The 19,665-nt window shown below is 73.5% G+C and carries 18 protein-coding genes and 1 tRNA gene; 14 read left to right on the top strand and 5 right to left on the bottom strand.

What is annotated here, in order from left to right:
- Positions 1-138 precede the first annotated feature (138 nt).
- The 4 genes from ABZ858_RS14210 to ABZ858_RS14195 all read left to right on the top strand — a co-directional run bounded on the left by ABZ858_RS14210 (position 139) and on the right by ABZ858_RS14195 (position 4,381).
- Entirely contained in the window at positions 139-894 is a 756-nt protein-coding gene (locus tag ABZ858_RS14210) for a (5-formylfuran-3-yl)methyl phosphate synthase (protein WP_361376557.1), read from the top strand.
- 8 nt (positions 895-902) lie between these two features.
- Complete coding sequence (locus ABZ858_RS14205; RefSeq protein ID WP_361376554.1) at positions 903-2,306, top strand: aldehyde dehydrogenase family protein; 1,404 nt, start codon at positions 903-905, stop codon at positions 2,304-2,306.
- 2 nt (positions 2,307-2,308) lie between these two features.
- Entirely contained in the window at positions 2,309-3,412 is a 1,104-nt protein-coding gene (locus ABZ858_RS14200) for an NAD(P)-dependent alcohol dehydrogenase (protein ID WP_361376551.1), read from the top strand.
- 69 nt (positions 3,413-3,481) lie between these two features.
- Positions 3,482-4,381 carry a class I SAM-dependent methyltransferase gene (locus ABZ858_RS14195; protein ID WP_361376548.1) on the top strand — a complete coding sequence of 300 codons (900 nt, stop codon included), beginning with the start codon at positions 3,482-3,484 and terminating at the stop codon, positions 4,379-4,381.
- A gap of 72 nt (positions 4,382-4,453) precedes the next feature.
- On the opposite strand, the gene ABZ858_RS14190 is transcribed toward ABZ858_RS14195, so the two are convergent.
- From ABZ858_RS14190 to ABZ858_RS14180, 3 genes are all read right to left on the bottom strand, one after another.
- Positions 4,454-6,754 carry a hypothetical protein gene (locus ABZ858_RS14190; RefSeq protein WP_361376545.1) on the bottom strand — a complete coding sequence of 767 codons (2,301 nt, stop codon included), beginning with the start codon at positions 6,752-6,754 and terminating at the stop codon, positions 4,454-4,456.
- A gap of 3 nt (positions 6,755-6,757) precedes the next feature.
- A tRNA-Glu gene (locus ABZ858_RS14185) sits at positions 6,758-6,832 on the bottom strand.
- A gap of 84 nt (positions 6,833-6,916) precedes the next feature.
- On the bottom strand, positions 6,917-7,609 hold the full coding sequence (locus ABZ858_RS14180) for an alpha/beta hydrolase (RefSeq protein ID WP_361376542.1): 693 nt from the start codon (positions 7,607-7,609) through the stop codon (positions 6,917-6,919).
- Between the two features lie 540 nt (positions 7,610-8,149).
- Between ABZ858_RS14180 and ABZ858_RS14175 the strand changes: the two genes are divergently transcribed.
- The 6 genes from ABZ858_RS14175 to ABZ858_RS14150 all read left to right on the top strand — a co-directional run bounded on the left by ABZ858_RS14175 (position 8,150) and on the right by ABZ858_RS14150 (position 14,386).
- On the top strand, positions 8,150-8,809 hold the full coding sequence (locus tag ABZ858_RS14175) for a fasciclin domain-containing protein (RefSeq protein ID WP_361376539.1): 660 nt from the start codon (positions 8,150-8,152) through the stop codon (positions 8,807-8,809).
- 127 nt (positions 8,810-8,936) lie between these two features.
- Positions 8,937-10,214 (top strand): FAD-dependent oxidoreductase, encoded by a 1,278-nt coding sequence (locus ABZ858_RS14170; protein ID WP_361376536.1) that lies wholly within the window; start codon positions 8,937-8,939, stop codon positions 10,212-10,214.
- Positions 10,211-10,966: a DUF1365 domain-containing protein gene (locus ABZ858_RS14165; protein WP_361376533.1), complete on the top strand. Its 756-nt coding sequence runs from the start codon at positions 10,211-10,213 to the stop codon at positions 10,964-10,966. The genes ABZ858_RS14170 and ABZ858_RS14165 overlap by 4 nt, the downstream gene beginning before the upstream one ends.
- Positions 10,963-12,261 carry a cyclopropane-fatty-acyl-phospholipid synthase family protein gene (locus ABZ858_RS14160; protein ID WP_361376530.1) on the top strand — a complete coding sequence of 433 codons (1,299 nt, stop codon included), beginning with the start codon at positions 10,963-10,965 and terminating at the stop codon, positions 12,259-12,261. Before ABZ858_RS14165 ends, ABZ858_RS14160 begins: the two co-directional genes overlap by 4 nt.
- The gene (locus ABZ858_RS14155; RefSeq protein ID WP_361376527.1) at positions 12,258-13,580 is read left to right on the top strand and encodes a cyclopropane-fatty-acyl-phospholipid synthase family protein; all 1,323 of its coding nucleotides are present in this window, start codon (positions 12,258-12,260) and stop codon (positions 13,578-13,580) included. Before ABZ858_RS14160 ends, ABZ858_RS14155 begins: the two co-directional genes overlap by 4 nt.
- On the top strand, positions 13,577-14,386 hold the full coding sequence (locus ABZ858_RS14150) for a DUF1295 domain-containing protein (protein ID WP_361376524.1): 810 nt from the start codon (positions 13,577-13,579) through the stop codon (positions 14,384-14,386). The genes ABZ858_RS14155 and ABZ858_RS14150 overlap by 4 nt, the downstream gene beginning before the upstream one ends.
- A 72-nt stretch (positions 14,387-14,458) precedes the next feature.
- On the opposite strand, the gene ABZ858_RS14145 is transcribed toward ABZ858_RS14150, so the two are convergent.
- Complete coding sequence (locus ABZ858_RS14145) at positions 14,459-15,670, bottom strand: SpoIIE family protein phosphatase (protein WP_361376521.1); 1,212 nt, start codon at positions 15,668-15,670, stop codon at positions 14,459-14,461.
- Complete coding sequence (locus ABZ858_RS14140) at positions 15,667-17,244, bottom strand: ATP-binding protein (protein ID WP_361376518.1); 1,578 nt, start codon at positions 17,242-17,244, stop codon at positions 15,667-15,669. Before ABZ858_RS14140 ends, ABZ858_RS14145 begins: the two co-directional genes overlap by 4 nt.
- A gap of 117 nt (positions 17,245-17,361) precedes the next feature.
- On the opposite strand from ABZ858_RS14140, the gene ABZ858_RS14135 reads away from it, so the two are divergent.
- The 4 genes from ABZ858_RS14135 to ABZ858_RS14120 all read left to right on the top strand — a co-directional run bounded on the left by ABZ858_RS14135 (position 17,362) and on the right by ABZ858_RS14120 (position 19,631).
- The gene (locus ABZ858_RS14135; RefSeq protein ID WP_361376515.1) at positions 17,362-17,730 is read left to right on the top strand and encodes a hypothetical protein; all 369 of its coding nucleotides are present in this window, start codon (positions 17,362-17,364) and stop codon (positions 17,728-17,730) included.
- Positions 17,731-17,733: 3 nt separating this feature from the next.
- A complete protein-coding gene (locus ABZ858_RS14130) occupies positions 17,734-18,165 on the top strand; it encodes a response regulator (RefSeq protein WP_361376512.1) in 432 nt (143 codons plus the stop codon).
- A 190-nt stretch (positions 18,166-18,355) separates the two neighbouring features.
- Complete coding sequence (locus ABZ858_RS14125) at positions 18,356-18,997, top strand: carbonic anhydrase (RefSeq protein ID WP_361376509.1); 642 nt, start codon at positions 18,356-18,358, stop codon at positions 18,995-18,997.
- Positions 18,998-19,163: 166 nt separating this feature from the next.
- The gene (locus ABZ858_RS14120; RefSeq protein WP_361376506.1) at positions 19,164-19,631 is read left to right on the top strand and encodes an ATP-binding protein; all 468 of its coding nucleotides are present in this window, start codon (positions 19,164-19,166) and stop codon (positions 19,629-19,631) included.
- The last annotated feature ends 34 nt before the right edge of the window (positions 19,632-19,665 follow it).

The raw sequence follows: 19,665 nt of genomic DNA, 5'->3' as shown, positions 1-19,665 counted from the left end.
CGGCGCCCCGTGATGACTCCGCACGCCCTACCGGTGCCCACTGGGCCGCGGGAATGATGAGCACACCGCGACGGAGCCAGACGGACCCGCACCCTCCTGTCCTCGGCCGGGCGGGCCCTGCGACGGAAGGAGTCCACGTTGTTGCTTCTCATCTCCCCGGACAGCGTCGAGGAGGCCCTCGACTGCGTGAAGGCAGCGGCTCACCTGGACATCGTCGATGTCAAGAAGCCCGACGAGGGCTCGCTCGGCGCCAACTTCCCCTGGGTCATCAGAGAGATCCGCGACGCCGTCCCGGCGGACACACCGGTCTCCGCCACCGTGGGAGACGTGCCGTACAAGCCCGGCACGGTGGCCCAGGCGGCGCTCGGCGCGGTCGTCTCCGGAGCCACGTACATCAAGGTCGGCCTCTACGGATGCACCACACCCGAACAAGCCATCGAGGTCATGCGCGGAGTCGTCCGGGCGGTGAAGGACCACCGGCCGGAGGCGCTCGTGGTCGCCTCGGGCTACGCGGACGCGCACCGGATCGGCTGCGTCAACCCGCTCGCCGTGCCCGACATCGCCGCCCGCTCCGGCGCCGACGCGGCCATGCTCGACACCGCCGTCAAGGACGGCACACGGCTGTTCGACCACGTTCCGCCGGACAGCTGCGCGGAGTTCGTCCGGCTGGCGCACGACGCCGGTCTGCTCGCCGCCCTCGCGGGCAGCGTCAAGGGCGCGGACCTCGGCCTGCTGACCCGTATCGGCACCGACATCGTGGGGGTGCGCGGAGCGGTCTGCGAGGGCGGCGACCGCACCGCCGGACGGATCCAGCCGCATTTGGTGGCCGCCTTCCGGGCGGAGATGGACCGGCACGCCCGGGAACACGCGGCCGCCGTCACCGCCGCGGGCTGACCCCCGGCATGCCGACACCCCAGCCGCGCCCCGTGCCCGAGTCCCGGGGCGCGCGTTTCGCCGTCCTCGACCCGGCCACCGGCGAGGCGTTCGACGAGGCCCCCGACCAGCAGCCGGACGAGTTGGACAGCGTGGTCGAGCGGGCCCGCCGGGCCTGGCACGGCTGGCGGGCCGACCCCGCCGCCCGCGCTACGGCGCTGCGCGCGGCAGCCGACGCCGTGGAAGCGGCCGCAACCGACCTCGCCCCCCTGCTCACCCGGGAGCAGGGCAAGCCGCTGACGGAGTCGTACGCGGAGGTGGCTCGCACGGCCGCCCGGCTGCGCTACTTCGCCGAACTGGTCGCGCAGCCCCAGCCCATCAGCGACGGTCGGCCGGTACGCAGCGAGGTCCGCTGGAGACCCCTCGGCCCCGTCGCCGCGATCGTCCCGTGGAACTTCCCGCTCCAGCTCGCGTCGGCGAAATTCGCCCCCGCGCTCGCCGCGGGCAACACCATGGTGCTCAAACCGTCCCCGTTCACACCCCTCGCCACCCGGCTGCTGGCCTCCGCCCTGGCCACCGCCCTCCCCGAGGACGTCCTGACCGTCGTCACCGGCCGCGAACCCCTGGGCGCCCGCCTCGCCTCCCATCCGGGAATCCGGCACGTCACCTTCACCGGCTCGATCGCCACCGGACGGGCCGTCGCCGAGGGCGCGGCGGCCTCGCTGGCCCGGGTCACCCTGGAGCTGGGCGGCAACGACGCGGCCGTCCTGCTGGAGGACGTGGACGTGGAACAGATCGCGGACCGCCTGTTCTGGGCGGCCTTCCGCAACTGCGGTCAGGTCTGCATGGCCGTCAAGCGCGTCTACGCCCCGGACCGCCTCTGCGCCGAGGTGGTCGAAGCGCTCGCACACCGCGCGAAGAGCGTCGTCGTCGGAGCCGGACTCGATCCGGCCTCCCAGCTCGGCCCCGTCAACAACGCCCACCAGCTGGCCCGCATCGAGCGTTGCGCCGATCAGGCCCTGGCGGACGGCGCCCGGGCGGCGGCCGGCGGCCACCGGCTGGACCGGCCGGGCTACTTCTTCGCCCCGACCGTCCTGGCCGACACCCCGCCCGACAGCCCGGTGGTGACGGAGGAGCAGTTCGGCCCGGTCCTGCCCGTGCTGCCGTACCGGACCCTCGACGACGCCGTCGAGGCCGCCAACGGCACCGGCTTCGGGCTGGGCGGCTCGGTCTGGGGGACCGACCTCGACCGGGCCGAGGCGGTGGCCGGCCGGCTGGAGTGCGGAACGGCCTGGATCAACCACCACGCGGAACTGTCCCTCGCCCAGCCCTTCGCGGGCACGAAGGACAGCGGCGTCGGCGTGGCGGGCGGCCCCTGGGGCTTCTACGGAAACCTTCAGCCCTTCGTCGTGCACCGCCCCCAGGAGGCATGACGATGAGGTTCGACGCGGCCGTACTGCGCTCGTACGAGGACCCGTTCGCGATCGAGGAGGTGACCCTGCGCGCGGGACCCGCCGACGGCGAGGTCCTGGTCGAGATCGCCGGCTGCGGGATGTGCCGGACCGATCTCGCGGTGCGGCGCTCGGCCGGCCGCAGCCCGCTGCCCGCGGTGCTCGGCCACGAGGGAGCCGGGGTCGTGGTGCGGACGGGCGGCCCGGACACCGGCCTGGACGTCGGTGACCATGTCGTCCTGAGCTTCGACTCCTGCGGACACTGCCGTAACTGCGCGGGCGCCGCCCCCGCCTACTGCGACTCCTTCGCCCGGCTCAACCTCTTCGGCGGGCGCGCGGAGAGCCCGCCGCCCCTCACCGACACGGCCGGGGAAGCGCTGGCCCCCCGGTGGTTCGGACAGTCGTCGTTCGCCGAGTACGCGCTGGTCCCGGCCCGCAACGCCGTCCGGGTCGATCCCGCGCTGCCCGTCGCACTGCTCGGCCCGCTCGGCTGCGGCTTCCTCACCGGCGCCGGCGCGGTCCTGAACGACTTCGGCATCCGCCCCGGTGACACCCTCGTGGTCATCGGCGCGGGAGCGGTGGGCCTGGCCTCGGTGATGGCGGCGGCCGCCGCCGGAGCGGTGACCGTGGCCGTCGACCGGCACCCCGCAAGACTGGCCCTCGCCGAGCGGTTCGGCGCGGTCCCGCTGGACGCCGCGCAGGCCGGCCTGCCCGACCGTGTCCACCGGCTGACCGACGGCGGCGCACAGTACGCGCTGGACACCACGGGCTCCCCCCAGCTCATCAACGACGCGCTGCGTGCGCTGCGCCCGACCGGCAGGCTCGGCCTGGTGGCACGGCTGCACACCGCTCTGCCGCTCGAACCGGGGACGCTGGACCGGGGCCGCGGCCTCTCCCACATCTGCGAGGGCTCCTCGGTGCCGGGGCTGCTGATTCCCCGGCTGACCGGACTGTGGCAGGCCGGGCTGTTCCCCTTCGACGAGCTGATCCGCACCTACGCGCTGGCCGACATCAACGAGGCCGAACGCGACTGCGACGAAGGCCGCGTGGTCAAACCGGTCCTGATCCCGGAGGCAAGAAACCGGTGAGCGCGGCCCGGCCGACCGCCCCTCTCGTCGGTGCCCCACCGCCCGCCCCCTCTCGCCAACGGAGGAAACATGGTCAGCACGGCCCCGCCAAGCACACCGGTGGACGGCGTGGACGGGGGAGTCGGCGTCACCGCCCTCCTGGTCGCCGCGGCACGGGCGATCGAGACCCACCGCGACGACAGCCTGGCACAGGACGTCTACGCGGAACACTTCGTACGCGCGGCACCGGCGTCCGCGGGCTGGCCGCTCCGGGTGGAGGACGCACCGGACGAGGACCGCAATCCGCTCTGGGGCCGGTTCGCGCGGTACTTCGGACTGCGGACGAGGGTCCTGGACGACTTCCTTCTACGAGCGGCACACACCGGTGTCCGCCAAGTGGTCCTGCTCGGAGCGGGGTTGGACGCGCGGGCGTTCCGGCTGCACTGGCCGGCCGGATGCGTGATCTTCGAGGTCGATAGGGCGGAGGTGCTGGCGTTCAAGCACCGGGTGCTCACCGGCCTGTCGGTCACCGCGAAGGCCGCGCGCGTACCCCTGTCCATCGACCTGCGCGCCGACTGGGGCCCCTCGCTGGCCGACGCCGGCTTCGATCCGGCCGTGCCGAGCGTCTGGCTGGCCGAGGGACTGCTGTTCTACCTGCCGAGCGCCGTCGAGACGCACCTCATCGACACGGTGGACCGGCTGAGCTGCGCGGGCAGCGCCCTGGCCTTCGAGGCCAAACTGGAGAAGGACCTGCTGGAGTACCGCGACAGCCCGCTCTACCTCTCGACGAAGCACCAGATCGGCATCGACCTGCTCCACCTGTTCAGCAAGGAACCACGGCCCGACTCCGCGGGCGACCTGGCCGGCAAGGGCTGGTCCACCTCGGTGCACACCCCCTTCGAATTCACCCGCCGGCACGGCCGCGGCCCACTGCCGGAGCCGAACGACGCACTGGAGGGCAACCGCTGGGTGTTCGCGAACAAGCCCTGACCCTGCGCACCCGGCGGGGCCGAAGCGGCCGGGAAACCCGCGCCGGAGCCCGGACGCGCCGCACTCCCTCCCTCACCGCATCCAGTGCCCGCCGATGCTCCACCCCAGGAAGCGCCGGGCCCGCCCGTCCTCCGCCGTTCCGTCGCCGCGGAAGGACCCGCCCTCGGCGACCAGGGCCAGGCCCGCCAGGGCGGGGGCCACCCGGTTCGCCGCACGAGCGGGGTGGCGGGCCGCCTCCTCGCCCAGGCCCGCGATGACCCGCCGCTGCTCCTGCGGCGGGCACAGGGACAGGTAGAACACCGACTGGCGCCACGCGTGCGCGGCGCCCAGGAGGGTGTGCAACGGCCGCGGGCTGCGCTGCATCCGGGCGGCCCGCCGGCACACCGTCACGAAACAGCGCCGCGCCAGGTCGGCCCAGCCGGGCCGCGGAGCGATACCCACCCGGTGGACCAGCGTGGCCAGGTTGTGCGTGGTGAGGATCTGCGCCTGTTCGATCACCATGCCGTTCGCCGCGACCGACCGGTTCCGCGACTCCGCCCCCGCCCGCTCGGCGCACAGCCGCGCGAAACCCGGAGAGGTACGGGCCCGGTGCGCACGGTTCAGGGACGCGCCGGTCTCGGAGACGGCCAGATCACGGACCGCCGCGTAGTCGATGCCGTAGTAACGCTCGTACAGCGAGCCGCCGAGCAGATCGCCCGCGATCCGCGCCGCCGTCAGGAACTCCGGGCTGAACGTGCCCGTGAAGATGCCCAGGGCCGGCTCCTCCACGAACGGGGCACCCAGGTCGCACTGGCGCTCCAGAACACCGAACTCGCGGACCAGCGTGTCGGGCAGGACCGTACCCGGGAAAGCCCGCACGGACAGCTCGCCCAGCTCCCGCAGCACGGCCAGGGCGTCGTCGTCGTCCGTCCGGCCCGGCACCGCGGACCGCTGCGCCGACACCGCGCGTACCCAGGGCAGTTCCTCGACGCGGACCTGCCCTTCCAGGTTGAGCAGAAGCAGCGAGCGGCGATGGCGGAACGCCCGGTAGTGCGCGGCCATCAGGGCGCGCAGCGCCTCGTCGCCGTACGCCCGCGCGGTGGCGGTGGCCACCGACGGCGGCACCAGCGCGGCCAGCGCCTCGGCGGACGGGAGGACGCCCCGCTCCACGAGGGTGGCGAGCGGCGCGCTCAGCGCGGACCCGACCACCTGGCGGATCACGGGCGGTACGGCGGTTCCGGCGCTCAGGCCGGTCTCCCGGCTCTCTTCCCCGGTCACCGCGCCCAGCAGCGGGGCGACGTCGGTGACGCCCGTGTCCTGCGGGAGCACGGCGAGCCGGCGCAGCATCAGCTGGGCCAGGGCGTGGTAGGAGGGGAGCGCCGCCTGCCCGGCCTGGTGCCGGCGCACCGCCGTGTGCGCGGCCGAGCCGGGCAGGCCGCGCCGGCGCACCATGGACCGCACCGCGTGCCGCAGCAGGCCGAGCCGGCGCGCGTCCAGCGGGCGTCCGGCGACGGTCTCCTCCAGCGCGCCGCGCAGAATTCCCAGGTTCTCCTTGGGGTTGCGGTGCTTGGCGCAGCGGGTGTGTTCCGCGGCGAGCAGCCGGTAGCGGCCGAGCAGGGCCTCGCCGTGCGCCGGCCAGTCGGCGTCCGGGGCGAGTTCGAGGACCTGTCCGTCCCGTGCCGTCCGCAGCCAGTGGACGAGCAGCTCGTCGCCGAACGGCAGCCACACGGCGTGCGCCTCGCGCTGGGCCTCGACGGCGGGGTCGGGCCGCCGCCGGGCCAGGGCGGCGGCGGCCTCGGAGACGGTGCGCCAGTGCACGGCCGCGGTCGCGTCCGGAGCCGGTCCGGCCGCCGGGCGGGGCAGGAACCGCAGCCGGTCCGCGAACGGTCCCAGTTCCGCCGCGAGGTCGAGCGCCGCGTCCGTCTCGCCGTGCCGGACCAGCCACGCCACGGTGAGCAGCGCGGCCTCCTCGGGCACGCGGATCTCGTAACGGCCGCTGTCCAACAGGGCCCACAGCCAGGCGAGTCCGGGCTCGGTGAGGCAGTGGGCGAAGAGCGCGCGCCGCTCGGCGGGCACCCCGAGACTGACCGCGGCCTCGGTCTCGTACGCCTGGAGCGGGCCGGCCGCGGTCGCGCCCCCGATGGCGAAGCCGCCCCGCACCACCTCGGGGGTCACCCAGGACGGAAGCCCGTCCACGGGCGTGCGCGAACCGATCGACAGCCGGCCCGAGGCCATTCCCGCGAGGACCGCCCGCCAGCGCTTCCCGCGCGCCTCGGCGCGGTGCCGGGAATCGGCGCCCTCACGGGCCGGCGCGGTGGCGAAGGCCTTGGTCGGACGGTACTCCGGGAAGGAGGGGGCCACGGTGAGGGGCTGCTGCTCAGCGTTGTCGTCCATAAGCCGGCATGGCAGGTTCCGCCCCTGCGCCCTCCGGGCCCCGAGAGCCCGGTGCTCTGCTGTCTGAGCTACATGCCGATGCCGCCGACGGTAGCCGTCACCAGGAGCGCCCTGCAATCGGATTTTTCTCGGGTGTGCGAGTCACAGCTGCGGGTGCGCGATTCACAGCAGGACCGGGTCCGCAGCCGCGCAGCTCGCGGCAGCCAGGCCGGACGGCCGTGCCGTCAGGAGGCCGCGGACCAGCCGGGGCACGACACGGTGCCAGAGGGCGCCGCGGCGCAGCATGGCGTGATCGCCGCCGCGGATCAGGAGCAGGCCGGCCCGGGCTTGCTCGGCGCGGGCCTTGAGAACGTAGTCCGCGGAGGCCCGGGGGCTGGTGACGGTGTCGCGATCGCCGTGCACCACGACGAACTGCTTGCCGCGCAGGTGACCGGTCGGTTCGCCCTCGGGCAGCCAGGGCGCGAGGGCGACGACACCGCGTACCAGTGGATCGCCCGCCGCGCGCAGGGCCGCCCTGCCTCCCATGGAGTGGCCGATGAGGAGGACGGGCACCGGACCGGCCAGCCGCTCCAGTTCACGGAGAGCGCGGCAGGTGTCGTGCAGGGGGTCACCCTCGTTCCAGCCCCGGTGGCGGTAGCGGACCACTCCCAGAAGGGTCTCGTCGAGGCAGATTCCGGAGGCCGCCGCGCGGAGCACGGGACGCATGCGCAGCGCCGCCGGGTGCCAGGACCGCGCGGCCCGGTAGCTGTCCGGCTGCCCTCCGTGCAGGGTGAGCAGCGCTGCTCTCGGCCGCGGCGGGTGACGCAGTACCCGCAGCGCGGGCGTAGCGGACCCTCCGCAAGAAGCTTCCCCCATCGGGACGACGCCCTTCCTTCCCCTGCCTGACGCTGCGGTGACTTCCACGCGGGGAATCCGTGGCCACCGGCCGTGCGGCTTGGTCTCCTTGGTCCCCCCCGGCCCGCCCGAGCCGCCGCGGGCGGGGTCCGGGAGTCAACGTAACCCACTGGTCTCACGCTATCGGGTGTTCTCGGCCGTCCTCGGCAGTCCGCGGACAGAGCCGCCTCGGATCACCCGTACCCACGCGGCACCGCGCGGACCGGCGGCCTCCGCCGCCACGGCAGCGAAGGAAAGGACACGAACATGACGCACGTGAGGACCCGGAGGGCCAGGGCAGCGGGTCTGGTGGCGGTCGCCGGAGCGGTGATCCGTAGCGGAGAGGGCGCCGGATTGGTGCGGCGCCCTTCTTTCACCTGATCGTGTGGGCCACCAATCCGGCACAGCGGCGGCACCGGATTCCCCCCGACCGCCCAAAGACCGCCCACCGACCGTCCGATGACTTCCCCGTACTCCCCCCGATCGCAGCGCCCCGCTGCTCAGTTACCACAGGAGAATGTGATGAACACCCGTATCCGTCGTAGCGCCGGTCTCGTCCTCGCCGCCGTCGTCCTGCCGCTGGCGCTGACCGCCTGCTCCAGCGACAGCGACTCGGGCAAGTCCGACTCGTCCGGCAGGGCCACGACGTCGCCCACGGCGAGCAGCGATGACATGGGCGGCTCCAGCGCCTCGTCGAACAGCATGAACCAGCCGTTCGGCACGGCCTGTTCGTCGGTGCCGAAGAACGGCGCCGGCTCCTTCGACGGCATGGCCAAGGACCCGGTGGCCACCGCCGCGTCCCACAACCCGGCGCTGTCCACGCTCGTCAGCGCGGTGCAGAAGGCCGGCCTGGTCGACACGCTGAACAACGCGCAGAACATCACCGTGTTCGCGCCGACCAACGACGCCTTCCAGAAGATCCCCAAGGCGACCCTGGACAAGGTCCTCAACGACAAGGCGATGCTGACGAAGGTCCTCACCTACCACGTCGTCGGCAAGCCGCTCACGCCGAAGGACCTCCAGCACGGCTCCTTCGAGACGCTGGAGAAGTCCCAGGTCACCACCTCGGGCATGGGCGAGTCCTACACGGTCGGCGGCACCGCGAAGGTGGTCTGCGGCAACGTCAGGACGTCCAACGCCACCGTCTACATCATCGACTCCGTCCTGATGCCCAAGATGTAGCCGCCCCACAGGGCCCGCCGGTCCGCACAGGCGGACCGGCGGGCGCTCGTCCACGCGTCCGGACCCGATCGGCGGGCCGGACAGGTCGTGAACGGCGACCACCGCACGCCGGGAGGGGAAAGCAGCCATGCCATCAGGACGACAGGCGATACGCCGCACCGCCGTCATCGGCAGCGGCGTCGCGGGACTCACCGCCGCCCACATCCTGAGCAGGACCCACCACATCACGCTGTACGAGGCCGACGACCGGCTCGGCGGCCACGCCCACACCCATGACCTGACGGGCGCGGACGGCCGGACCCACCGGGTCGACTCCGGTTTCATCGTCCACAACCGCCGCACCTACCCGCACCTGCTGCGCCTCTTCGGTGAACTCGGTGTCACCACCCAGGAGTCGGAGATGAGCATGTCGGTACGGTGCGAGGGCTGCGGCCTGGAATACGCCGGCGCCCGCGGCCCGCGCGGACTGCTGGCCCGGCCACGCAACGCGCTGCGCGGATCCTACCTGCGCATGCTGGCGGAGGTACCGCGGTTCCACCGCGCGGCCCACCGGCTCCTCGCACGCGGCGCCGACGACACACTGACCCTCGGCGCGTTCCTGGACCGCGGCGGCTTCTCGCCGTACTTCCGCGCGCACTTCATGACACCGGTGGTGTCCGCCGTGTGGTCCTGCGACGCGGCGACCGCCCAACGCTACCCGGCCGCCTACCTGTTCCGGTTCCTCGCCCACCACGGCATGCTCTCGGTGACCGGCTCCCCGGTGTGGCGCACCGTCACGGGCGGCTCCCGCAGCTACGTCGACAAGATCGCGCGGGGCCTGCCCGAGGTGCGCCTGTCCACACCGGTCAGGTCCGTGCTGCGGCACACCGACGGCGTCGAGATCACCGCCCACGACGGCAGCACCGCCGACTACGACCACCTCGTCGTCGCCGTCCACCCCGACCAGGCGCTGCGGCTGCTCGCCGACGCCACCCCCGAGGAGAAGGAGATCCTCGGCGCCTTCCGCTACTCCCGCAACACCACGCTGCTGCACACCGACACCACCCTCCTGCCGGCCGCGCCCGGCGCCCGGTCCTCCTGGAACTACCTGATGCCGTCCTGCCGGGCCGGCGCGGACCGGGTCCGTGTCAGCTACGACATGAGCCGGCTGCAACGCCTGGACGCGGCGGACACGTACGTCGTCACCCTCGGCGGCGAGGACCGCGTCGACCCCGGCCGGGTCCTGGCCCGCATGACCTACGAACACCCCGTCTACACACCGCGCTCGGTCGCCGCCCAGAAACGCCTGCCCGAACTCGGCACCCCCGTCACCGCCTTCGCCGGCGCCTACCACGGCTGGGGCTTCCACGAGGACGGCTGCCGCAGCGGAGTCGCGGCGGCGGCCCGGCTGGGAGGGGCCTGGTGAGCGCCCCGGCCGACGGCGCGCGACCTCGGACACCCGCGCTCTACTCGTGCGCCGTCCACCACGTCCGCCGCACCCCCACCCGGTACGCCCTGCGGCACCGCACCTACCTGTGGCTGGTGGACCTCGACCACCTGCCCGTACTGCCCCACGCCCTGCGACCCCTCGGCCGGTTCCGCGCCCGCGACCACTTCACCGGCCGGGCCCCCGACCTGCGGGCCGCGCTCGACGACTTCCTCGCCGAACACGGCATCGACCTCGACGGCGGCCAGGTCGTCATGCTCGCCCACGCACGAAGCCTGGGACACGTCTTCAACCCGCTCACGCTGTACTGGTGCCACGACCGGGACGGCAGACCGCGCTGCGTGGTCGCCGAGGTCCACAACACCTACGGCGGCCGGCACGCCTACCTGCTGCACGCCGACGCGAACGGCACCGCCACGGCCGACAAGGCCTTCTACGTCTCGCCGTTCAACCCGGTCGACGGCCGCTACCACATGCGCCTGCCCCTGCCGGGCGAGCGACTGCGCCTGAGCGTACGGCTGGACCGGCCCGGCAGCGCGCCGTTCACGGCCACCGTCCACGGCCGCCGCCGCGAGGCGAGCGTCCCCGCCCTGCTGCGTCTCGCGCTGCGCCACCCCTGGTCGACGCTCGCGGTGTCGGCCGCCATCCGCTTCCACGGCATACGTCTTTATCTGCGGGGCCTGCCGGTACAGCCGCGCCCGGGCCACCGCTCCTCGGAGAGTACGACATGACCACAGCCCAACCGCATCCCCTCTGCCACCCCACCACCGGCCGGCCCCGCACCGCCGCCCCGGCCGCCCCGGCCGATGCAGCCCGCCGGCCGGACGTGACGGCCGTCCCGAAGGCCCTCTGGCCGGTACGGGCCGTCACCGCCGCCCTCCTGCGGCACGCACTGCACCGACTGCCCCTGCGCGTCCGCCTCGACGGCGAGACCACCTTCGGCCTCGGCGGCCCGCTGCTGGACGTGCACGACGCCCGGGCCTTCCACGCCCGCCTGGGCACCCGCGGACTGATCGGCTTCGGCGAGTCGTACATGGCCGGCGAATGGGACGCCCCGGACCTGGTCGGCGCGCTGACCGTGCTGGCCGCCCACGCGGCGGAGCTGATCCCGGCCCCCCTGCAGCGGCTGCGGGGCCTGTGGGCCGTGCGGCAGCCGGCCGCGCAGCGCAACACGCCCGACGGCGCCCGCGACAACATCGGCCGCCACTACGACCTGTCCAACGACCTCTTCGCCCTCTTCCTCGACGACACCCTCACCTACTCCTCCGCCCTCTTCCGGACCTTCCCCGCGCGGTGGCCGCTGCTCGCCGCCGCCCAGCAGCGCAAGATCGACCGGCTGCTCGACCTGGCCGGCGTCCAGCCGGGCACCCGGCTGCTGGAGATCGGCACCGGCTGGGGCGAACTCGCCCTGCGGGCAGCCGCCCGCGGCGCCCACGTCACCTCCCTCACCCTCTCCCAGGAGCAGCGCGAACTCGCCCTGGACCGCGTGGCCAAGGCCGGACTCGCCGACCGGGTCCGTGTCGAACTGTGTGACTACCGGGAGGCCCGGGGCACCTACGACGCGGTGGTCAGCGTGGAGATGATCGAAGCCGTCGGCGCCGAGTTCTGGCCCGTGTACTTCCGCACCCTCGACGAACGGCTGGCCCCCGGCGGACGGGCCGCCCTACAGGCCATCACCATGCCCCACGAACGGATGCTGGCCGCCCGCGCCACCCACACCTGGATCCAGAAGTACGTCTTCCCCGGCGGCCTCATCCCCTCCACCGAGGCCGTCGAGCAGACGGTCCGCGACCACACCGGGCTCACCGTCACCGCCCGGGACGGCTTCGGCGCGCACTACGCCGAGACGCTGCGCCTGTGGCGCGAACGGTTCACCGAACGCGCCGGCGACGTCGGCGCCCTCGGCTTCGACGAGACGTTCCGCCGCCTGTGGACCTTCTACCTGGCTTACTCCGAGGCCGGATTCCGCTCCGGCTACCTCGACGTCCAGCAGTACCTGCTCACCAAGGAGGACCCCGCCCGATGACCACCGTCCGCACCCCCACCGCGGCCCGGCCCGGCGCCGCGCACCGGCTCGCCGCGCTCGCCGCCGACGCCCTCGGCGGGCCGCTGCCGGTGCGGCTGCGCGCCTGGGACGGCAGCGAGACCGGCCCGGCCGGCACCCCCGTGGTCGTCGTCCGGTCCCGGCGCGCCCTGCGCCGGCTGCTGTGGCGGCCCGGCGAACTCGGTCTCGCCCAGGCGTACGTCACCGGCGAGATCGACATCGAGGGCGACCTCGGCGAGGGCCTGCGCATCCTGTGGGCCGCCGTACGGGAACGCGGTCCGCACGCGCCCCGGCCGACGCCCGCCGACCGGGCCCGCGCCGTCGCCGAGGCGGTCCGGCTCGGCGCCGTCGGCCCCCGCCCGGCCGCGCCCGCCTCCCAGGCGCGGCTGCGCGGCGGCCTGCACAGCAAGGCCCGCGACCGCGCCGCGATCAGCCACCACTACGACCTGTCCAACGACTTCTACCGCCTCCTCCTCGACGACACCATGGCCTACTCCTGCGGCTACTGGACCGCGGGCGACCCCGAGCCCGGTCCGGTGGACGCCCAGCGCGCCAAACTGGAACTGATCTGCCGCAAACTCGGCCTCACCGGCGGCGGCCGGCTCCTCGACATCGGCTGCGGCTGGGGCTCGCTCACCCTGCACGCCGCCGAACGGCACAAGGCGCACGTCACCGCCGTCACCCTCGCCGCCGAACAGGCCGCCCACGTACGGCAGCAGGTGCGCGAACGAGGGCTGGAGGACAGGGTCGAGGTGCGGTGCCAGGACTACCGCGACATCACCGGCGGCGGCTACGACGCCGTCTCCACCGTCGAGATGGGCGAGCACGTCGGAGACGCCGGGTACCCGGCCTTCGCCGCGTCGCTGCACCGCATGGTCCGCCCCGAGGGACGCGTGCTGGTGCAGCAGATGTCCCGGGGTGCGAACGCCCCGGGCGGCGGCGCGTTCATCGAGGCGTACATCGCGCCCGACATGCACATGCGGCCCCTGGGCGACACCGTCGGCCTGCTGGAGGCAGCCGGGCTGGAGGTGCGGTCGGTGGAGTCGATGCGCGAGGACTACGTGCGTACCGTCGGCGCCTGGCACCGCACCCTGGAGGAGCGCTGGGACGACTTCGTCCGGCTGGTCGGCCGGGAGACGGCCCGGGTGTGGCGGCTGTACCTGGTGGGCGGAGCGCTCGCCTTCGAGGAGCGGCGCATGGGCGTCGACCAGATCCTGTGCGTCCGGCCGGCCGCTGACGGCACCAGCGGCCTGACGGCGGCCGAGACGGCCGGCTGGTACCGCGATCTGGTGGCCGGGTGAGCGCGTACGCCTGGAGTGCCTTCGCCGTCGGCCTCGGCTGGGCCGCGGCGACCGCGCTGGCCACCATGCTCGTCACCTTCGCGATCGCCGTGCGCCGGGGCGTGCACCGGGTGGTGGACGTCGCCTGGGGAGCCGCGTTCGCCGCGGTCGCCCTGGTCACGTTCGCCCACGCGTACGGCGCGGGCGATCCGTGGCGCCGGACCCTGGTCACCGTGCTCACCGTCGTGTGGGGGCTGCGGCTCGCCGCGCACATCGCCCGCCGGGGCCGCGGCCACGGGGAGGACCCGCGGTACGCGGCGATGCTGGACCGCGCCCGCGGGAGCCGGAACGCGTACGCGCTGCGGAAGATCTACCTGCTCCAGGGCGCCCTGGTCTGGCTGGTCTCCCTGCCGGTGCAGGCCGCCCAGTACGCTCCCGCCCCCTTGTCCGCCCTCGCCGTGGCCGGAGCCGTGCTCTGGGCGGTCGGGCTGTTCTTCGAAGCCGTCGGGGACGTCCAGCTCGCCCGGTTCAAAGCGGTGTCCGCGAACCGCGGCCGGATCATGGACCAGGGCCTGTGGCGGTGGACGCGGCACCCCAACTACTTCGGTGACTTCTGCGTGTGGTGGGGCCTGTTCCTGATCGCCTGCGACGCGGGCCTCGGCCCCGCCGCGGTGTCCGTCGTCTCCCCGCTGGTGATGAGCGTGCTGCTGATCAAGGGCAGCGGGAAGCGGCTGCTGGAGCGGCACATGGCCCAGCGACCGGGCTGGGCCGCCTACGCGGCACGTACCAGCGGATTCTTCCCCCGGCCGCCACGCGAACGGCCATGAGCGAGTGGGGGAGTCCGCCGTCCGGGAGGCCCCGGTGGCGGACTCGCACGGGTGGCGGACTCGCACGTCTCGCTACGGCGTCGTGCTCCACTCGCCCGTCGTGTGCGCGGCCGCGCCGATGTTCCAGTCCAGGCGCAGCACGGCGAGATCGTCGGTGTGCCGGTCCGCGTTGAGGGTGCGGGTGCGGGCGATGAGCTGGTCGAGGTGGCTGCTGGGAGGGGAGGCGGGCAGCGAGTCGATGATGTGCAGCAGGCCGTCGACCCCGAGCCGGGCCCCGGAGCTGTCGGCGAACCCCTCGGTGAGGCCGTCGGTGTAGGCGATGAGAGCGCCCCGGGTGGGCAGGGCGACGGTGGTGGCCGGCCACTTGCCCAGTCCGGGGGCGATACCGAGGGCCATCCCGTGGGTCGCGGTGATCTCCGTGGTGCCGTCCGGGGTGACCAGCAGGGGTTCGTGGTGGCCGGCCAGGTGCACGGTGGCGGTGGCCGCCTTCGGGTCCAGGGTGATCAGGGTGCAGGTGGTGAACAGGTCGCTGTTGGTGCGTTCGGCGATGTGGATCTGCTCCAGCAGATGCAGCAACTGCTGGTCGCGGTGGCCGCCCAGAGTGAGCGCGCGCCAGGCGATGCGCAGGCACACACCGAGGGCCGCGGCATCGGGGCCGTGGCCGCTGACGTCCCCGATGACGGCGTGGACCTGGCCGTCGTCGGTCTGGACGACGTCGAGGAAGTCACCGCCCAGCAGCGCCTGCGCCCGACCGGGGTAGTAGCGGCTCGCGGCCGCGACGACCGTGGAGGACAGCAGTGGTTCGGGGAGCAGCCCGCGCTCCAGGCGCGCGTTCTCCTCGGCGCGCAGGCGGCCCATCTGGAGGGCGGCGTTGGCGCGCTCGGCCTGCTTGCGCTCGACGGCGTAGCGGACGGCACGCTGGATCAGGTCGGGCTCGACCTTGCCCTTGATCAGGTAGTCCTGCGCGCCGGCGGCGAGGGCGTCGACTCCCGCGCGCGGCTCGTCCAGTCCGGTCAGGACGATGACGGCGGCCTGGTCGTCCGCCTCGATCGCCTGGACGGTCTCCACGCCGGAGGCATCGGGCAGGTGCAGATCGAGCAGCACGCAGTCCGCGGGTGCCGCAGCGAGTGCCGCACGCGCCTCGGCGGCGGTGCGGCACCGTGCCAGGGTGTACGGCAGGTCGGTGTCGTAGAGGAGTTCCTCCACCAGGAGGGCGTCCCCGTCGTCGTCCTCGACGAGGAGGATACGGAACCGCTCCGCGCGGCCCGCCGTCTGTTCGGTCACGGCTGTGTCTCCCCCTCCGCGACCTCGGTCCCGGCGGTGGCGACGGGCAGGGTGAACATGACGCGGGTGCCCCTCGCGTAGTCGGGATCGATGCTGATCCTGCCGCCGTGGAACTCCACGACCTTCTTGCACATCGCCAACCCGATGCCGGTGCCCGGGTAGGCGTCCTTGGTGTGCAGGCGCTGGAAGAGGACGAACACCTTCTCCTGGAACTCGGGGGCGATCCCGATACCGTTGTCGCTGACCGCGAACTCCCACATGCCGTCCTCCCGCGCGGCGCTGATGTGGATGTGCGGCGGCCGGTCGGGGCTGCGGAACTTGATCGCGTTCGACAGCAGGTTCTGCCAGAGCATGCCGAGCTGGGTGGCGTCACCGACGACCGTGGGCAGGGCGTCATGGGTGATCGCGGCGCCGGTCTCCTCGACGGCCACGCTCAGATTGTCCAGGGACCGGCTCATCACGCCTTCCAGATCGACGGTCTGGTGGTCGTTGAGGACCCGGCCCACCCGGGAGAACGCCAGGAGGTCGTTGATGAGGCTCTGCATCCGGTTGGCGCCGTCGACGGCGAAGGCGATGTACTGATCGGCCTTCGCGTCGAGCTGGCCGCCGTAGCGGCGCTGCAGGAGCTGGGTGAAGCTGGACACCTTGCGCAGCGGTTCCTGCAGGTCGTGCGAGGCGACGTAGGCGAACTGCTCCAGTTCCGTGTTGGACCGCTTGAGGTCCTCCGCCTGCTCGTCCAGCATGCGCCGGGACGCCTCGCTGAACTGCAGTTCCTCCACCAGGCGCCGGCGCATCGACTCCACATCGGAGGCCAGCATGCGCAGGTCGGCGGGACCGGAGACGGTGATGGAGCGGTCGAAGCGGCCCTGGGCCACGTCCCGGGCGGAGGAGCTGAGCCGGCTGAGCGGACCGGTGACGCCGCGGCGCAGCCCCTCGAAGATGACCGCCGCCACCAGGACGATCACGAGCGCGATGACGGCGAACATCCAGTTCCGCAGCGTCTCCGACTGCCGCAGCCGGTGGGTCGTCGCCGCCCGCTCGCTCTGCAGGTGGTCCTGCTGTCGGGACATCGCGCGGCGCAGCGCGTCGAACGTCGTCTTGCCCTCCGTCACCCGCGCCGTGGCGATCTTCACGGCGTCACCGGCGGGGGCCTGCGCGATGGGGCGGGCTATGCGCTCCTGCCAGTGGCCGGCCAGCTTCTCGACCTCGGCCAGGTCCGCGCGGGCCGGGGCGTCGTCCTTGACCAGCGGCCGCAGCCGGCCGAGGGCCGCCTTCTCCTCGGCCACCCCCTGCTGGTACGGCTGGAGGAAGTCCGTGCGGCCGGACAGGCCGTACCCGCGGATCCCGGTCTCCTGGTTGACCAGCGCCTCCTCGACCCGGATCGCCTCGATCAGGGTGGGGGAGCGCCGGTCCACCAGCTCGGCGGTGAGCTGCGTGTTGCGCCACATCGCCCAGCCGCCCAGCGATCCCAGCACCGCCAGGACGACCAGGGTGGTGGCGACCCCCACCCGCAGCCAGCGCCGGGTGGACCAGTCGGAGAACACACCCTCGGTGACGGACGGCTCGCTGTTCATCGCGGTTCTGAACTCTCCCTCGGTGATCGGGGCCACGACTCGGTTCGCGGCACGCCCACTGTACTGGCCCGACAACGCGTGTTGTCGCCGCGGAGATCAAAGCCTTAAAGTGATGCCATGGCTGCTCCACCCCTTCCTGCTCGTCCGCCCGGCGGGGAGACGGCCGCGCTGGTGGCCGAGGTGGTGGACGAACTCACCCGGCGCCTCGCCCAGCCCACCGTCCACTCGCCGGTCGACTCCCACGACACGGCCGGTGATCTCCGCCGGCACGCGCTCGTGCGCCTGAGCGTTCTCGCCCGGGTCAAGGAGACCGTCCGGTACCTGGAGGACCAGGCGGCCCACGCCGCCGCGGCGAGCGGGGCCGGCTACCCCGAGATCGGCCAGGCCATGAGCATGAGCCGCCAGGGAGCCCGGCGCCGCTGGCCCGGGCTGATCACCAACAGCACCCATCACCCCGCATCCCCTACCGACACCCGGAGTTTGTGACACATGGCTGCCGCCGCGACCCGCCCCTATGACGTGCTGCTGGTCGAAGACGATCTCGCTGACGCGATGCTCATCCAGGACGCCCTCGCCGAACGGGGCACCCGTCACCTCACCCAGGTCCCCGACGGCATCGCCGCCCTGGACTACCTGCGCAACCCCGACAACGCGCGCCCCGACCTCATCGTGCTCGACCTCAACATGCCGCGCATGAACGGGCGCGAGTTCCTCGCCGTGGTGAAGGAGGACGCCGACCTGCGCACCATTCCGGTCGTCGTCCTCACCACCTCCGCCGCGCCCGACGACGTCACCGGCGCCTACCACCAGCACGCCAACGCCTACGTGACCAAGCCGGTGAACCTGGAGGAGTTCGAGGCGGCGGTGCGCAGCATCGACTCGTTCTACCTGGACATCGCGGTCAAGCCGCCCAAGGCGTAGCCGGGGCACCCGGCCGGCCGCACGCCGGCGCACTCCTCTTCCCGTGTTCTTCGAGAGCACGCGAGAAGTCACGTGGGAAGGCCACGCGGGAGGGGAGGAGGCGCGGACGGCGGCGTGGCCGGGGAAGGGCGCGGTCGGCAGAGGGAGGGTCGCCGGAGCGGTCCGCCGGACCAGGCCGTAATCTGCGGCCATGATCGACGCGCCCCCTCTCACGCCTCAGCACGCCTTCGAGACCCTGCTGGCCGGCAACCAGCGGTTCGTGGCGGGCTCGCCCGAGCACCCGAACCAGGACGCCGCCCGCCGCGCCGAGGTCGCGCCCGTCCAGAAGCCGTTCGCGGTGCTGGTCGGGTGCTCCGACTCCCGGCTGGCCGCCGAGATCATTTTCGACCGGGGGCTGGGCGACCTGTTCGTGGTCCGCACCGCCGGTCACGTCATGGGCCCGGAGGTGCTCGGCAGCATCGAGTACGGGGTGAGCGTGCTGGACTGCCCGCTGGTCGTGGTGCTCGGCCACGACGCGTGCGGTGCCGTCGCGGCAGCGCGCGCCGCCGTCCAGGACGGCGCTCCCGCGGGCGGCTACGTACGGGACGTGGTCGAGAAGGTCACGCCGAGCGTGCTGGCCGCCCGCGCGGCCGGGCACACCGAGGACGCGGACTTCATCGCCGAGCACGTGCGGCACACCGTCGATCTCCTGCTGGACCGCTCCCGCACGCTCGCCGAAGCGGTCGAAGGCGGCCAGGTCGCCGTCGCCGGACTCTCCTACCGCCTCGCCGACGGCACCGCACGCCTGGTCACCGCCCGCGGCGTCGGCCTGCCCGCCGACACGGCCTCCTGAGCCCGGCGCTCGACGTTCCCCCTCGGACGCATCCCGGACGCGCGGCCTCACCCGGTGCCACCGCGTGGAGCCGACGAGGGGGTGACAGGCGTCCCCCCTTGTGGCGCGGTACGCGCGCGGGGGCGTGAACGGGGTGGTGAAGGTGGCTGTGAGGAAAACGGGGGCCATGGGCGAGTACGGCACCGGGCCGGGTGAGCAGGCGATACGGACCACGGTGGCGCTGGACGGCGACGGCACGGACATCGCCCGGGCCCGTCACCTGGCGGCCGAGTTCCTGATCGGCGCCCGGGACGAGCACGGTCTGCGGGTCTCCCGGCGAGGCGTGGACCTCACGCAGCTGGTGGTGAGCGAGCTGGTGACCAACGCCCGCAAGCACGCGCCGGGCCCGGTGCTGATGGCTCTGCGCATCGACGGCGACACGGTCGAGGTCACGGTCTGGGACTCCGACCCGGTGCTGCCGGAGGCCAGGGCCGCCGACCCCGGCCGAGTGGGCCGGCACGGCCTGGAGATCGTGAGGGCCGTCGCCCAGCACTTCGAGGCACGGGCGGAGCCGGTGGGCAAACGCGTCACCGCCCGCATCGCCCTCACCGAGGACCCCAGCAGCGGTGCCGTCCCCCGCGGCCGGACCCGGTGACAGGACCGGTGCACGGTGCCGCGGGAAGCCAAGA

This window comes from Streptomyces sp. NPDC047017, from assembly GCF_040644175.1.
Lineage (GTDB): Bacteria > Actinomycetota > Actinomycetes > Streptomycetales > Streptomycetaceae > Streptomyces.
The sequence above is the reverse complement of the archived record's forward strand: the minus strand, read 5'-3'. Positions and strand labels throughout refer to the sequence as shown.